Origin of the sequence: Streptomyces sp. NBC_01341 (assembly GCF_035946055.1) — a bacterium.
In the GTDB taxonomy this organism is placed as follows: domain Bacteria; phylum Actinomycetota; class Actinomycetes; order Streptomycetales; family Streptomycetaceae; genus Streptomyces.
Genome location: NZ_CP108364.1, coordinates 6,322,726 through 6,336,796 on the forward strand (window position 1 = coordinate 6,322,726; position 14,071 = coordinate 6,336,796).

The 14,071-nt window shown below is 71.3% G+C and carries 15 protein-coding genes; 9 read left to right on the forward strand and 6 right to left on the reverse strand.

All coding sequences use genetic code 11. The annotated features are described in order from the left end of the window. Positions 1-7 precede the first annotated feature (7 nt). The 7 genes from OG206_RS27830 to OG206_RS27860 all read left to right on the forward strand — a co-directional run bounded on the left by OG206_RS27830 (position 8) and on the right by OG206_RS27860 (position 6,120). Positions 8-892: a HipA family kinase gene (locus OG206_RS27830; protein WP_327120827.1), complete on the forward strand. Its 885-nt coding sequence runs from the start codon at positions 8-10 to the stop codon at positions 890-892. After that, positions 889-1,272 (forward strand): DUF3037 domain-containing protein, encoded by a 384-nt coding sequence (locus OG206_RS27835; RefSeq protein ID WP_327120829.1) that lies wholly within the window; start codon positions 889-891, stop codon positions 1,270-1,272. Before OG206_RS27830 ends, OG206_RS27835 begins: the two co-directional genes overlap by 4 nt. 201 nt (positions 1,273-1,473) lie before the next feature. After that, on the forward strand, positions 1,474-2,235 hold the full coding sequence (gene fabG / locus OG206_RS27840; protein ID WP_327120831.1) for a 3-oxoacyl-ACP reductase FabG: 762 nt from the start codon (positions 1,474-1,476) through the stop codon (positions 2,233-2,235). Between the two features lie 22 nt (positions 2,236-2,257). Next, complete coding sequence (locus tag OG206_RS27845) at positions 2,258-3,013, forward strand: SDR family oxidoreductase (protein ID WP_327120833.1); 756 nt, start codon at positions 2,258-2,260, stop codon at positions 3,011-3,013. A gap of 118 nt (positions 3,014-3,131) precedes the next feature. Continuing rightward, positions 3,132-4,712, forward strand: coding sequence for an ABC transporter substrate-binding protein (locus tag OG206_RS27850; RefSeq protein ID WP_327120835.1), 1,581 nt, complete (start codon positions 3,132-3,134; stop codon positions 4,710-4,712). Positions 4,713-4,803: 91 nt separating this feature from the next. After that, a complete protein-coding gene (gene ung, locus OG206_RS27855) occupies positions 4,804-5,523 on the forward strand; it encodes a uracil-DNA glycosylase (RefSeq protein WP_327120837.1) in 720 nt (239 codons plus the stop codon). Between the two features lie 75 nt (positions 5,524-5,598). Continuing rightward, positions 5,599-6,120: a hypothetical protein gene (locus tag OG206_RS27860; protein ID WP_327120838.1), complete on the forward strand. Its 522-nt coding sequence runs from the start codon at positions 5,599-5,601 to the stop codon at positions 6,118-6,120. A 28-nt stretch (positions 6,121-6,148) separates the two neighbouring features. Here the strand turns inward: OG206_RS27860 and OG206_RS27865 are convergent, their stop codons facing one another. Together OG206_RS27865 and OG206_RS27870 are read right to left on the reverse strand one after the other, a co-directional pair. After that, the gene (locus OG206_RS27865) at positions 6,149-6,661 is read right to left on the reverse strand and encodes a DinB family protein (RefSeq protein WP_327120840.1); all 513 of its coding nucleotides are present in this window, start codon (positions 6,659-6,661) and stop codon (positions 6,149-6,151) included. 39 nt (positions 6,662-6,700) lie between these two features. Beyond that, positions 6,701-7,321: a TetR/AcrR family transcriptional regulator gene (locus OG206_RS27870; protein ID WP_327120842.1), complete on the reverse strand. Its 621-nt coding sequence runs from the start codon at positions 7,319-7,321 to the stop codon at positions 6,701-6,703. Positions 7,322-7,399: 78 nt separating this feature from the next. Here OG206_RS27870 and OG206_RS27875 point away from each other — a divergent pair, with 78 nt between their 5' ends. Together OG206_RS27875 and OG206_RS27880 are read left to right on the forward strand one after the other, a co-directional pair. Then, positions 7,400-8,611: an FAD-dependent monooxygenase gene (locus OG206_RS27875; RefSeq protein ID WP_327120844.1), complete on the forward strand. Its 1,212-nt coding sequence runs from the start codon at positions 7,400-7,402 to the stop codon at positions 8,609-8,611. Between the two features lie 33 nt (positions 8,612-8,644). After that, positions 8,645-9,550 carry a Gfo/Idh/MocA family protein gene (locus tag OG206_RS27880; protein WP_327120846.1) on the forward strand — a complete coding sequence of 302 codons (906 nt, stop codon included), beginning with the start codon at positions 8,645-8,647 and terminating at the stop codon, positions 9,548-9,550. Here OG206_RS27880 and lnt read toward each other — a convergent pair. The 4 genes from lnt to OG206_RS27900 all read right to left on the reverse strand — a co-directional run bounded on the left by lnt (position 9,474) and on the right by OG206_RS27900 (position 14,038). After that, positions 9,474-11,099, reverse strand: a complete 1,626-nt coding sequence (lnt, locus tag OG206_RS27885) for an apolipoprotein N-acyltransferase (protein ID WP_442805906.1) — start codon at positions 11,097-11,099, stop codon at positions 9,474-9,476. The two genes, OG206_RS27880 and lnt, sit on opposite strands and share 77 nt — an antisense overlap. Positions 11,100-11,212: 113 nt before the next feature. Then, positions 11,213-11,683 (reverse strand): nuclear transport factor 2 family protein, encoded by a 471-nt coding sequence (locus OG206_RS27890; RefSeq protein WP_327120848.1) that lies wholly within the window; start codon positions 11,681-11,683, stop codon positions 11,213-11,215. 54 nt (positions 11,684-11,737) lie between these two features. Further along, the gene (locus tag OG206_RS27895) at positions 11,738-12,535 is read right to left on the reverse strand and encodes an SGNH/GDSL hydrolase family protein (RefSeq protein WP_327120850.1); all 798 of its coding nucleotides are present in this window, start codon (positions 12,533-12,535) and stop codon (positions 11,738-11,740) included. A gap of 153 nt (positions 12,536-12,688) precedes the next feature. Then, positions 12,689-14,038 (reverse strand): MFS transporter, encoded by a 1,350-nt coding sequence (locus OG206_RS27900; protein ID WP_327120852.1) that lies wholly within the window; start codon positions 14,036-14,038, stop codon positions 12,689-12,691. Between the last annotated feature and the right edge of the window lie 33 nt (positions 14,039-14,071).

Genomic DNA, 14,071 nt, shown 5'->3' on the forward strand with positions numbered 1-14,071 from the left:
TGGGGAAATGCTGAAAGAAGTCACCGCGACCCGCTACGTGACACCCCTGCGGGAGGGCGGCTCGCTCCCGGGCATCGTCGAGGCCGACGACCTGGGCACGTACGTCATGAAGTTCACCGGAGCGGGCCAGGGACGCAAGACCCTGGTCGCCGAGGTCATCTGCGGGGAGCTCGGCAGGCGGCTGGGGCTGCGTGTGCCCGAGTTGGTGACCATCCAGCTCGACCCCGTCATCGGGCTCGCGGAGCCGGACCAGGAGGTGCAGGAGCTGCTCAAGGCCAGCGGCGGCCTCAACCTCGGGATGGACTACCTCCCGGGCTCACTGGGTTTCGACCCGCTCGCCTACGAGGTGGACCCGGTCGAGGCCGGTCGCGTCGTCTGGTTCGACGCACTGATCAACAACGTCGACCGGTCGTGGCGCAACCCGAACATGCTCGTCTGGCACGGCGACGTGTGGCTGATCGACCACGGCGCCACCATGATCTGGCACCACAACTGGCCGGGCGCGCAGGCTTCCGCGGCCAAGCCGTACAACGCCTCCGACCACGTCCTGGCCGCCTTCGCCCCGGACATCGCGTCCGCCGCCGCCGAACTCGCGCCCCTCGTCACGGAGGAACTGCTCACCGAGGTGATCGCGCAGGTTCCCGACGAGTGGCTGGCCGGCGAGCCCGGCTTCGCGACCACGGATCTGCTGCGGCGCGCCTATGCGGAGCCCCTGCTGGCCCGGGCCGGCAGCATCCACGAGCGGATCACCGTGGGGGAGCCGACCCCGGCGCAGCCCTCCCGGGCCCCGGGCTGGCTCACGGAGCACGCGGCCCCGTGGCCGCATCCCACGAAGAAGGACCGCGACGCACAGGCGGCCGCAGGACGAGACAGCAAGGACGGCGGCCGATGAGTCAGCGCGATGTCTTCGAGTACGCGGTCCTGCGGGTCGTCCCGCGCGTCGAGCGCGGCGAGTGCTTCAACGCCGGGGTACTGGTGTACTGCCGTGCCAAGTCCTTCGTGGCGGCGCGGACGCTCCTGGACGAGGACAAGCTCAGGGCCCTGGACCCGCAGGCCGACGTGGTCGGCGTGCGAGCCGCCCTGCGTGCGGTGGAAGGCGTCTGCGGAGGCGGCCGAGCCGCCGGTCAGGCGGCAGAGGACGACGCCGGGCGCCGCTTCCGCTGGCTCATCGCGCCGCGCTCCACGGTCGTCCAGCCGGGTGTCGTGCACAGCGGTCTGACCACGGACCCGGCGGCCGAGGTGGAGAGGCTGCTCGACCTGCTGGTCCGCTGACGCGGGCCGGGAGGCGCCGCACGGAACACGGCCGGCCGGAGCGCCGTCCGGTGTGACATGCGCCCGTGCCCCCGTGTGCCGTTGACACCGGGTGCCAGGGCTTCTAGCGTCTCGTCTGCTGAAGGTACTAAGCGGTTGCTCAGTTATCGGGAACTTCCTGACGTCCGCTGAGCCGCGATCCAAGGGCGAGGAGAACCAAGCATGTCCACCACCGAGCAGCGCGTCGCCATCGTGACGGGAGCGGCGCGGGGCATCGGCGCCGCCACCGCCGTACGCCTGGCGGCCGAGGGCCGCGCCGTCGCCGTACTCGACCTCGACGAGGCCGCGTGCAAGGACACGGTCGAGAAGATCACCGAGGCCGGGGGCAAGGCCCTCGCCGTCGGGTGCGATGTGTCGGACAGCGCGCAGGTGGAGGCAGCCGTCGCGCGCGTGGCCGCCGAGCTCGGCGCCCCGACCATCCTGGTGAACAACGCGGGTGTGCTCCGCGACAACCTGCTCTTCAAGATGAGCGAGTCCGACTGGGACCTCGTCATGAACGTCCACCTCAAGGGCGCGTTCCTGATGGCGAAGGCCGTCCAGGCGCACATGGTGGAGGCCAAGTTCGGCCGGATCGTCTCGCTGTCCTCCTCGTCGGCGCTGGGCAACCGCGGCCAGGCCAACTACTCCGCGGTCAAGGCCGGCCTCCAGGGCTTCACCAAGACGCTCGCCAAGGAGCTCGGCAAGTTCGGCGTCACCGCCAACGCCGTGGCGCCGGGCTTCATCGTCACCGAGATGACCGCGCAGACCGCGGCCCGGGTCGGCATGGGCTTCGAGGAGTTCCAGGCCGCCGCCGCCACCCAGATCCCCGTCCAGCGCGTCGGGCACCCCGAGGACATCGCCAACGCCATCGCGTTCTTCACGGGCGACGCCGCGGGTTTCGTGTCCGGGCAGGTCATGTACGTCGCCGGCGGACCGCTCAACTGATCCCGGAAGGGCAACGGACACCATGACTGTGCAGGACAGTGGCAAGGTCGCGCTCATCACGGGCGCGAGCCGGGGTATCGGTTACGGCGTCGCGGAGGCGTTCGTCGCCCGGGGCGACCGGGTCGTCATCACCGGACGCGGCGAGGACGCGCTGAAGGAGGCCGTCGAGAAGCTCGGCGCCGACCGGGCGGTCGGCGTCGCGGGCAAGGCACACGACGAGGCTCACCAGGCGGCTGCCGTCGAGCGTGCCATGGAGGCGTTCGGCCGGGTCGACTTCCTGGTCAACAACGCCGGAACGAACCCCGTGTTCGGGCCGATGGCCGAACTCGACCTCGGGGTGGCACGCAAGGTCTACGAGACGAACGTGATCTCGGCGCTCGGGTTCGCTCAGCAGACCTGGAAGGCCTGGCAGAAGGACAACGGCGGCGCCATCGTCAACATCGCCTCCGTCGCCGGTGTCTCCGCGTCGCCGTTCATCGGCGCCTACGGGATGAGCAAGGCGGCCATGGTCAACCTGACCCTCCAGCTGGCGCACGAGTTCGCCCCGGTCGTGCGGGTCAATGCGATCGCCCCGGCCGTGGTGAAGACCAAGTTCGCCCAGGCGCTCTACGAGGGCCGTGAGGCGGAGGCCGCGGCCGCGTACCCGCTGGGCCGGCTCGGTGTGCCTGAGGACATCGGAGGAGCCGCCGCGTTCCTCACGTCCGCGCAGTCCGACTGGGTCACGGGTCAGACGCTCGTGGTCGACGGCGGCATTTTCCTGAATGCCGGTGTGGCCTGAGGGAAGCCTGGGCCGGTTTGGCCCTGAATGACTCAAGTGCCCCGTCGGGTCAGCGGATTGATCCGGCGGGGCGCTGCGGTATGGTCTGCCGACCCAAGGCCGATCGAGGAGCGTGCGCGTGTTCTACCGGGCCAGCCTGCAGGCCACTGCGGCCGTTGCTTCCCTGTCCGTTCTTGCCGGTTGCGGCCTGTTGTCGGACAGCAGTTCCGAGACGGACCAGCGGATATCGGTCGGGACGACGAGCTCGCCCTCGACCCTCGATCCGGCGGCGGCCTGGGACGGCTCCTGGGAGCTGATGAGGAACGTCTTCCAGACCCTGGTGAGCTTCCCGACCGGCAGCACCAGCCCCGAGCCTGACGCGGCGGAGTCGTGCGGGTTCACCGATTCCTCGAGCATATCCTACAGCTGCACCCTGAAGTCCGGGCTGAAATTCTCCAACGGTGAGAAGGTCGACGCGGACGCCGTCAAGCACTCGATCGATCGTATCAAAAAGATCAAGGTGAAGGGCGGCCCGGCGGGTCTGCTCGGTTCTCTCGACCGGGTGGAGACCAAGGGCGGCGACACGGTCGTCTTCCACCTCGGCAAGGCGGACGCGACCTTCCCCTTCATCCTCGCGACCCCCGCGATGTCGATCGTCGCGCCCGGTGACTACCCCGCCGACAGGATCCGCGACGACGGGAAGGTCACCGGATCGGGGCCGTACGTCCTGGAGTCGTACGAGCCCGGCAACAAGGCCGAGCTGACGAAGAACCCCGGCTACAAGGGCTTCGCCGACCGGAAGAACACCGCTGTCACGATCCGCTACTTCAAGGACTCCACCCCCATGGTGGCGGCCCTGAAGGACAAGGAGATCGACGCCACCTACCGAGGTCTGACCGCCGAGGAGGTCGTCGGCCTCGAGGACAACAAGAAGGACAACGACGGTCTCCAGATCGTCGAGACGGTCGGCGCCGACATCCGCTTCCTGGTGTTCAACCCCACGGATGCGGCCGTCGGGAAGCTCCCCGTCAGGCGCGCGATCGCGCAGCTCGTGGACCGCGACGCCCTCGTCGCCAAGGTCTACCGGGGCACAGCGGAACCGCTCTACTCCATGGTCCCCAAGGGCATCGCCGGTCACACCACCAGCTTCTTCGACTCCTTCGGCGACCCGGACCCGGCCAAGGCCGAGAAGATCCTCACCGGCGCGGGCATCACCGAACCCGTCGAGCTGACTCTGTGGTTCACCACCGACCGCTACGGCTCCTCCACCGCTCCCGAGTTCGCCGAGCTCAAGAGACAGCTCGAAGCGTCCGGCCTGTTCCGGGTCAAGCTGAGGAGCGCGCCCTGGACGACCTTCCAGGAGGGCTTCACCAAGGGCGACTACCCCGTCTTCGGGCGGGGGTGGTTCCCCGACTTCCCGGACCCGGACAACTTCATCGCCCCGTTCGTGGGACGGGACAGTGTCACCGGCACCCCCTACCTGACCGACGAGATCACCCAGGAACTGCTGCCGTCCTCCCGCAAGGAGAGCGACCGCGGTTCCGTCTCCAAGCAGTTCAAGCGGGCGCAGGAGATCCTCGTGGAGGACGTCCGGCTGCTCCCGCTGTGGCAGGGCAAGCTCTACGTCGCGGCGGGCGAGGACATCGGCGGCGGCGAGCGCGCACTCGACCCGCAGACCGTCATGCAGATGTGGGAGTTGTACCGCAAGACCAGCTGGTAGGCGGGGAGGCAGCGGGCTCGGCAGGCCGCCTGTCAGTGGTCCCCGGTAGGTTCTGTGGTCAAGAACCGATTGCTTACCGGAGGTTGTGCACGTGACCGACACCGACCTGCTGCCCGAGTCCTGGCGCGGCGTCCTCGGCGAAGAGCTGCAGAAGCCCTACTTCAAGGAGCTCATGGACTTCGTCGAGGAGGAGCGGGCCGGCGGACCGGTGTATCCGCCGCGGGATCAGGTCTTCGCCGCACTCGAGGCCACACCGTACGACCGGGTCAAGGTGCTGGTCCTCGGACAGGATCCCTACCACGGCGAGGGCCAGGGGCACGGACTGTGCTTCTCGGTGCGGCCGGGCGTCAGGACACCCCCCTCGCTCCGCAACATCTACAAGGAGATGAACGACGAGCTCGGCCTGCCCGTCCCGGACAACGGCTATCTCATGCCGTGGGCCGAGCAGGGCGTGCTGCTGCTCAACGCGGTGCTGACGGTCCGTGGCGGCGAGGCGAACTCGCACAAGTCCAAGGGCTGGGAGAAGTTCACCGACGCGGTGATCCGCGCGGTGGCCGAACGGCCCGACCCGGCGGTCTTCGTCCTCTGGGGCAACTACGCCCAGAAGAAGATCCCCCTGATCGACCAGGAGCGCCACGTGGTGGTGAAGGGCGCGCACCCCTCGCCTCTCTCCGCCAAGAAGTGGTTCGGCTCCCGCCCCTTCACGCAGATCGACGAGGCCGTCGCCGCCCAGGGCCACGAGGCCATCGACTGGCGCATCCCTGACCTGGGCCTTCAGGCGACCCGGCCGACGGCTCGGGCCCGCGCCTGAGCCGTATCGCGCACGGCTGCGGTTAGCGTTCGACCCACCGGAACAGGCCGGACGCCGACCAGGGAGGCCTCTGACGTGGAGCAGCGGGACGTGCGGTCGGACCCCGTCATGACCAGGATCGGCCAGGCGATCATGCTGCTCCACGCGGGGGACAGGGAAGAGGCGCGCAACCGCTTCGGCACCCTCTGGTCAGAGCTCGAGGAGTGCGGTGATGCCCTGCACCGCTGCACTCTCGCCCACTACATGGCCGACACGCAGGACGACCCGGGCGACGAGCTCGCCTGGGACCTGAGGGCGCTGATCGCCGCCGAAGGCATGGCGGACGGACCCGCGAAAGGCCCGGCCGGCGGATGCGACGCGACCGGCGCTCCCCGGGGGCCCCGTGACGCGTCGGCTGTCCGGACGTTCATTCCCTCGCTGCACCTCAACCTCGCCGCGGACTACCTGAAGCTGCAGCGCTTCGAGGCCGCCCGGGCCCATCTGGACCTGGCCTGGGACGCCGTCGGCGTGCTGGAGGACGACGGTTACGGCGACGCGGTCCGCGCGGAGATCGGCCGCCTGGAGCAGCGGATGCGCGGGAGGCCCTCGGAGGAGTGACGAAGGTCTGCCTCCCGGGGCCGGGGCGTCATTGCCCGGTGGCGCCGTCGATCCGTTCGCGTACGAGGTCGGCGTGGCCGTTGTGCCGGGCGTACTCCTCGATCAAGTGGGTGTAGATCCAGCGGAGGGTGAACGGGCTGCCGCTTCCGCTTCTGCCCACCGAAAGGCCGTCGAGCTCGATCTTCGCGGCATTGGCCCGGGCGGCCTCGATCTCCGCCTGCCAGGTCGTGCGGGCCTCTTCCCAGGTGTCCGCGTCGGTGACGTGGAACTCACCGTCCGGGTCCTCTTCCGTGGAGTAGAGCGGCGGGAGCTCCTCACCGGCGAGCACCTCGCGGAACCAGCCCCGCTCGTTCTCGGCCAGGTGCCGTACGAGGCCGAGGAGCGTGAAGGCCGACGGGGGCACGGGCGCCTCGCGCAACTGGGCGTCGGTGAGGCCCTCGCACTTCATGGCCAGGGTCGCCCGGTGGTAGTCGAGCCACCCCTCCAGCATCTGCCGCTCGGCGGCGTCGAAGGCGGGTTCGGGGCGTTCTTCTGTCGTCATGCGGTCATCGTCGCGCATCGATGATCAACGACGCCAGGTTCAAGCGGGCCCCGTACCCAGCATCCCGCGCAGCAGTTCCGCGCAGCCGGTGGTCAGTTGGGCCTCCGTCGGCACGGCCCGGTGGTACGACCCGGCCGCGCAGGCGAACATCATCCCCTCGGCCCAGGCCACGACGGACAGGGCGTGGCGCTCCGGTTCACTCGACCCGGCGGCGGCCATCAGGGCGACCAGCGGTTCGCGGAACCGTCTGCCCGCCTCGTCGTAGAACTCCCGCAGCGCTGGCCGCCTGGTGGCCTCCAGGGCCAGCTCGTAGCGGCACACCAGCAGGGCGGTGCCGCCGGTCAGGTAGCGGTGCAGTGCGTGTGCGAGCCCGGCCGCCATGCGGTCGGGACCGCCGTCCGCGGGAAGTTCCCCGGGGGCGAGCACCCGCGCCTCGAGTTCGGCGAGCCGGCGCACGGCCGCCTCCAGCAGGGCCTCCCGGGTGCGGGCCTGATTCGACGTGGACCCCTGGGGGAGCCCGGCCCGCTCGTCCACGGCCCGGTGGGTGAGGCCCCTCATGCCGCGCTCCGCGAGCAGCGCCAGCGCGGCATCGGCGATCCGATCGGCACGGGAGGGCTCGGACGGGCGGGTGGTGCCTGCGGAAGCGGAGCGTGGGGGCATGGAGCCAATCTACCGCCGTCACTACAGCTGTAGTACCGTGAGGTCGTTACTACAGGTGTAGTGCCAGGAGGCTCGGTCATGGGGACATCCAGAGCGGTGGTCGTCGGAAGCGGCATCGGAGGTCTGGCCGCCGCGGCGGCGCTGCACCGGAGCGGCTGGCAGGTCACCGTCCTCGAACGCGCCGCCTCGCCGGCACCCATCGGCGCGGGCATCAGCCTCTCGCCCAACTCCCAGCGCGCCCTGGACGTCATCGGCCTCGGCGACGAGGTCAGATCCCTGGCCGCCTGGCAGGGCGACGGAGGCATGCGCACGCCGTCCGGGCGCTGGCTCGCCCGCACGGACAGTGCCGCGGCCGCCGAGCGTTTCGGCGGCCCGCTGGTCCTGCTCCACCGGTCCGCGCTCATCGGTCTGCTCCGCTCCCGGCTCCCCGAGTCCGCCGTGCACACGGCCACGGCGGCCGAGCTCGTCTCTCCCGGCCGTGCGGACGGGAGGCGGGCGGGCGTCAGGACGTCCCGGGGTGACCTGGACGCCGATCTCGTGATCGGCGCCGACGGAATCGGCTCGACGGTGCGCGACACACTCTTCCCCGGCCACCCGGGGCCCTCGTACAGCGGATTCACCACCTGGCGCGTCATCGCCCCCGGGCTCGGCCGGCCCTTCAGCTCGCACGAGACGTGGGGACGGGGCGCCCTGTGGGGCAGCCACCCGATGAAGGACGGCCGGATCTACGCCTACGCCGCGGCCGCCGTCCCCGCCGGCGGGAGTGCCGTCGACGACGAGAAGGCGGAACTGCTCCGCAGGTACGGCGACTGGCACGACCCGATCCCCGGCATCATCGCCTCCGTCGGCGCCGGCCAGGTGCTGCGCCACGACGTCCACCACCTGGCGGATCCGCTGCCTGCCTTCCACCGGGGCCGCGCCGTCCTCGTCGGTGACTCGGCGCATGCCATGGCGCCCTTCCTCGGCCAAGGGGGGAACCAGGCCATCGAGGACGCCGTGGTGCTGGCCCACCACGTCGCGCCGGACGGCGACCTGGGCGCGGGCCTTGCCGCCTACAGCGCGGCCCGGGTGCCGCGCACGACCGCGATGGTCCGCAAGGCGGCGCGGGTGTCCCGGCTGACGGGACTGTCCGGCGGGCCCGCCGTCGCCCTCCGCGACGGATTGATGTCCGCGGTCTCCAGGCTGGGTCCCGGGCTCGTCCTGCGGACGTTCGACGGGATCGCCGACTGGCGGCCTCCGCAGCGCACGTATGCTGCCGGAACCGGGGACGGGCGGACGACGCGGCCGTGACAAGACCCTGGTCAAGGCGACAGGGAGAACCTCGTGAAGGTCGGCTGCATCGGGCTCGGAGACATCGCGAGGAAGGCGTATCTGCCGGTACTGACGGCCCTGCCCGGTGTCGAACTGCATCTGCAGACCCGCACCCCGGCCACGCTGGCGGCCGTCGCCGCCGCGCACCGGATCCCGGGCGAGCGGTGCCACGAGGACCTCGGCGCCCTCCTCGAGCAGGGGCTGGACGCGGCCTTCGTGCACGCGTCGACCGCGGCGCACGCGGAGATCGTCGAGCGGCTCCTGGAAGCGGGCGTCCCCACCTACGTCGACAAGCCACTGGCGTACGAACTCGCCGATGCCGAGCGGCTGGTGGCCCTGGCCGAGGAGCGCGGCGTCACACTCACCGTCGGCTTCAACCGCAGGCTCGCCCCGTCCTACGCCCAGTGCGCCGAGCACCCCCGTGAGCTGATCCTCCTGCAGAAGAACCGGGTGGGGCTGCCCGAGGATCCGCGCACCATGGTGCTCGACGACTTCATCCACGTCGTCGACACGCTCCGCTTCCTGGCCCCCGGCCCCGTGTCGGGCGTCGTCGTGCGCGCGCGGATCGTCGACGGGCTCATGCACCACGTGGTGCTGCAGTTGTCCGGCGACGGATTCACCGCCATCGGGATGATGAACCGGCTCAACGGGTCGACCGAGGAGATCCTCGAGGTCTCCGGCCAGGACTCCAAACGGCAGGTGCTCAACCTCGCCGACGTCATCGACCACAAGGGCCAGCCGACCCTGCGGCGGCGTGGTGACTGGGTGCCGGTCGCCCGTCAGCGCGGTATCGAGCAGTGCGTCCTGTCCTTCCTGGACGCGGTGCGGGCCGGCGAGGTGCTCAGCGCGCAGGACGCTCTGGAGACCCACCGGCTGTGCGAACGGGTGGTCCTGGACGCACTGGAACAGGCTTCCTGAGGGACCGCAGCCCGAGTTCGCCGAAGAACACCGCCAGCACCGCCAGCGCGGCGTACACGGGCCAGGCGCCCAGCCGGACGTAGAGCGTGGTGCCCTGGGCGAGCGGCACGTCGAACACCGCCGCCTCGCTCGCGTCCGTGCCGAGCGGGGCGCCCACCCGCTCACCCTCCGGGCCGTACACGGCGCTCACCCCGGTGAGCGTGGCGTGCACCATCGGACGGCCCGTCTCCGCCGCCCGCAGTGCTCCCAGCGAGGCGTGCTGCTCGGGAGCCCAGCTGTGCTGGAACGTCGAGGTCGACGACTGGGCGACGAGTACCTCGGCGCCGTCCTCCACCAGTCGCCTGCTCATGTCGGGGAACGCGGTCTCGAAGCACACCAGCGGCCCCACCCGGAGTCCGTCCGGCAGCTTCATCACCACGGGGGCGCTGCCGCGCAGCCGGTCCTCGCCCGCGGCCTTGCCCACCGAGGTCGCCCAGCCCAGGAGGGAGCGGGCGGGGACGTACTCGCCGAACGGCACCAGGCGCATCTTGTCGTACCGGTCCCCGGTCGGACCATCAGGGCCCACCAGCACCGCCGACTTGAAGATTCCGATGCGCTCGGGGCCATCCGTGCGCCGGGCGTCCATGTTGACCAGGATGTCCGCGCCGACCTGACGCGACAGCGCGGTGACCCGGTCCGCCGTCTCCGGATGACGTGACAGGTCCACCGCCACGCTGCTCTCGCCCCACACCACGAGGTCCACGTCCCGGCCGGCGAGGCCCCGGGTCAGCTCCTCGCTGCGTGTGAAGCGGTGCCCGATACTGCCGGGACCATCGACGACCCCCGGCTGCACGACGGCGATACGGACCGTGCCCTCCTCCTCCGGCCGCGGTGCCCACAGGACCGTCGCCCCCACACCGACCGCGCCCACGAGGACGCACACGGCCGCCGTCCGCCGGGCCGAGGGCACGGCGACCAGCAGCGCGACGGCCGTGTTCGCGGCGACGACACCGAGACTGACCAGCCATACGCCGCCCACCGACGCGGTGCGGAGTGCGAACGGGACGTTCCACTGGCTGGCCCCCAGCAGGCCCCACGGCCCGCCGAGACCCTCCCACGAGCGCACGAGTTCGATCATCAACCAGCCGGAGGGCACCACGACCACCGCGGCGAAGGACCTGCGCACGGACGGCGATCCGCCGAGCAGCCGGGCCACCAGAAGCCCCCAGGGAGCCCACAGCAGCCCGAGGAGCGCCGCGAGCACCACGATGAACACGTGCAGACTCGGCATCAGCCAGTGGTGGACGGCGATCACGAAGCCCACCCCGCCGAGCCAGCCGTCCAGGGCAGCCCTCCGGCCCGTGCCCGCCGACCGGATCAGCAGCATCCACGGCACCAGCGCGACGTACGCGAACCACCAGAGGGACGGCGCGGGGAACGCCAGGGCGGGGAGCGCACCGGCGCACAACGCGACGGCACCCCGCCCGACGCGCGAGCGCAGCAGCCGCTCGTGCGGCGGCGTATGCCCGTCGGCCGTCACGTCCGGAAGCCGCGTGCCCCGCATCGGCATGTCCTGTCCTCCTCGCCGGTACTCCGCTTGATCCCAGTGTGCGCCAGAAGATCAGGAGCGCACAGGGGGAGCGACCGGACACCTACGGGCCGCGGGCCGGCCGTGAAGGGCGGTCAGGCCGTGACGGTGGTCCCGTGCCCCTGGCGCCACGACTCGTTCATCGTGACGGTGCGTATACGCCAGCCCGGTTCCGTGCGCCGCAGATCGAAGACGTACCGGCCGCCGGACATCGCCGTCGGCGCGACCCCTCCCGCGCCCCCGCCGCCACGCGGGCTCAGGTAGTCCGCCCGCACCCGTGCGAGGTCGCCCGGATATCCGCCCAGGTCCTGGAGGTCCAGGCGCCGGTTGACGATGAGGTGCTGACGGACGGGGAGGAGCCGCATGCTGTCCTCCAGCCAGCGCACGGCCTCGGCCACCGGCCCCTCCCGTCCGCCCGCCCCCCGGTGGTCGACGCGGCCGTCCGGCGTGAACAGGGCGCTGTACGCCTCCCACGCGCCGTCGTCGACCGCGGCGGCGTATTCGCTGATCACCGAGTCGATGGACAGCCGGTCCATCACCGTCGCGAGAGCCACGCGCTGTGTCATCGCCCAAGTCTCGGCCAGAGGGAGCGGCACGCCAAGAGCCGTGCACCGTCGAGCTCAGTGGCTCCCGGCGGCAGCCGTGAAGGCCGGGAGATAGGCGGACTCGTGCCCCTCTGCCGTGGGGTGGACGTTCGTGCTGCTGATCCAGGCGTCCCCGGTGCAGATCTCGTGCCCCGCGAAGGCGGGCCTGCCGTCCGCGAACGCGAACCCGGCTGCAGCGGCCCGGCCCGCGATCGTGTCGTTGAGCAGATCCGAACCCTGGTTGACGGCCGTGCGCTTGGCCGAGCTGAGCCCGCCGAGACAGAGGCCGCCCTCCTTGTAGAGGTGCGGGTACCCGATGACGACGACCTTCGCGTGGGGCGCCCTGGCACGGACCGTCGCGTAGAGGCTGTCCAGCTCGCCCGGAAGCTCGTTCACGACGTACTCGCCCGCCGTCCGCAGCGCACGCTCACAGGCGGACTGGGTGGAATACTGGCAGCTGAGCATCGTCGAGGCGAACCCCGAGTCGTTCCCGCCGATGCTCAGGCTGACCAGCGTGGTGTCCTCGTCCAGTGCGCCCACCTGACTGCCGAGCACATCGGGGATCTTCGCGCCGCCGCAGGCGACGAAGGCGAACGAGGCCGGGCGGTTGGCGGTGGCCCACAGGGCGGGGTAGGCGTTGCGGCTCCGAGTGCACGCGGCGTCGGAGTAACTGCCCGCGCCGGTGCCCGAAGCGTACGAGTCACCGAGCGCGACGTACTCCACGGCAGCTGCGGCGGTGCCGGCCGGGGATGCGGCGGAGGCCGGGAGGGCGACCGAGGCGAGGGCGAGGGCCAGCAGTGCGGCAGTGGCCGTGCGGGAAGTGGACAGGCGCATGGGGGTCTCCGTGGGACGGGAAGCGGATGCGGAGGGCGCCGGGCCGGCGTGCGACGCCGTCCGTCGCGCCCACGCCCAACCTCCCGCTCACGTCGCTCTGCGTCATCGGCGAAATGACCGAGCGCGTCGGTGCCCGTCTGCTCGGTGTCCCCCTCACTCGGCGGCCGGGGCAGGAGCGCTGCCGGCCTCGGGAGCATCGGACCGGCCGGGCAACCGCTCGTCCGGCAGGGCTGGAAGCGCCCGCCCCAGGCGCGCGAGCGGGGACAGGGCGATCACCGCCGGGGACAGCAGCATGCCCGCGGCCGTCACCAGGAGACCGGTGCGCAACCCCCACTCCTGGGCGAGGACGCCGCCCAGCAGGGAACCCAGTGGCGTCATACCCATACCGACGAACGTGATCGTCGCGGCCGCGCGGCCCTGCAGCCCGTCCGGCGTGACGCTCTGCCGGATGGCCATGACCGCCACGTTCACCACCTGCCCTCCCGCACCGAACACCAAGCCGACGGCGAGGAGTGCGGGAAGCGTCACCGCGGGGGAGCCGCGCAGCGCGGGAACGCACAGGAACGCGCCGTCGCCGATCGCCGCGGCGAAGACCAGCACCGCGCCGTAGCCGAACCGCTTCGGGAGAGCGGCAGCCAGCACGGAGCCCAGGAGCGCACCCGGCCCCGACGCCGCGAGTGCCAGGCCCACGGCGGTGCCCGACAGGTGCAGTTCCCGTGGCAGGAAGAGCAGATGGACCGTCATCAGCGCGGCGAAGGAGAACTGGAAGACGGCCGATGCCAGGCACACGGACCGCAGCGAGGTGTCGCCCAGGACGAGACGGAGACCCTCAAGGATCCGCCGTCGTACGGGGGATTGCCGTTCCGGGCGCTCCGGGATCCGTTCGACCCGCTGGATCCGGCGGATCGCCCCGCACGACAGCGCGAAGAACAGGGCGCCGGACGCCACCGCGACGGGCGCGGACAGCAGGGACACCAAGGCGCCGCCGAGGGCGGGACCGCCGACCTGGGCCGCCGAACGGCTGCCCTCGAGCGCACTGTTGCCCCGCACCAGCTGGTCGCGTCGTACCAGACGTACGAGAGACGCCTGGTAGGCCACGTCGAAGAAGACGGACAGGACCCCGACGGCGAAGACGGCCACACACAGTGTGGCCGGGCCGACCCGCCCGAAGAGCGCGACCAACGCGGTTGCTCCCAGGACGAACGCCCGGCCGCTGTCCGCGAGCACCATCACCGTGCGCGTCCGCCAACCGTCCACCCAGGCGCCCACGAAGAGCGTGAGCAGCAGGACCGGCACCTGGCCGACGGCGCGCAGGACACCGAGCCGGCCCGGATCGACGCCGAGCGTGAGGACGGCATAGAGCGGCAGGATCACCAGCGTCGCGTGTTCGCCCAGTTGGGAGGCTGTCTGTCCCCACCACAGCCGGCGGAAGTCACGGTCCCGCCGGAGGCCGGACGCGACAGGCAGGCCGGAATCGGGTACGACGGAGAAATCGGACGGCACAGGGACCCCTCGGGTGACGGACGGCGAGGCCCG

Excerpts from the sequence above, each read along its gene's own strand:
- OG206_RS27875 (WP_327120844.1), top strand. The coding sequence starts at position 7,400 with ATGGGGACATCCAGAGCGGTGGTCGTCGGAAGCGGCATCGGAGGTCTG.
- OG206_RS27845 (WP_327120833.1), top strand. The coding sequence starts at position 2,258 with ATGACTGTGCAGGACAGTGGCAAGGTCGCGCTCATCACGGGCGCGAGC.
- OG206_RS27835 (WP_327120829.1), top strand. The coding sequence starts at position 889 with ATGAGTCAGCGCGATGTCTTCGAGTACGCGGTCCTGCGGGTCGTCCCG.
- OG206_RS27870 (WP_327120842.1), bottom strand. The coding sequence starts at position 7,321 with ATGCCCCCACGCTCCGCTTCCGCAGGCACCACCCGCCCGTCCGAGCCC.
- OG206_RS27830 (WP_327120827.1), top strand. The coding sequence starts at position 8 with ATGCTGAAAGAAGTCACCGCGACCCGCTACGTGACACCCCTGCGGGAG.
- OG206_RS27865 (WP_327120840.1), bottom strand. The coding sequence starts at position 6,661 with ATGACGACAGAAGAACGCCCCGAACCCGCCTTCGACGCCGCCGAGCGG.
- OG206_RS27895 (WP_327120850.1), bottom strand. The coding sequence starts at position 12,535 with ATGCGCCTGTCCACTTCCCGCACGGCCACTGCCGCACTGCTGGCCCTC.
- lnt (WP_442805906.1), bottom strand. The coding sequence starts at position 11,099 with ATGCCGATGCGGGGCACGCGGCTTCCGGACGTGACGGCCGACGGGCAT.
- fabG (WP_327120831.1), top strand. The coding sequence starts at position 1,474 with ATGTCCACCACCGAGCAGCGCGTCGCCATCGTGACGGGAGCGGCGCGG.
- OG206_RS27890 (WP_327120848.1), bottom strand. The coding sequence starts at position 11,683 with ATGACACAGCGCGTGGCTCTCGCGACGGTGATGGACCGGCTGTCCATC.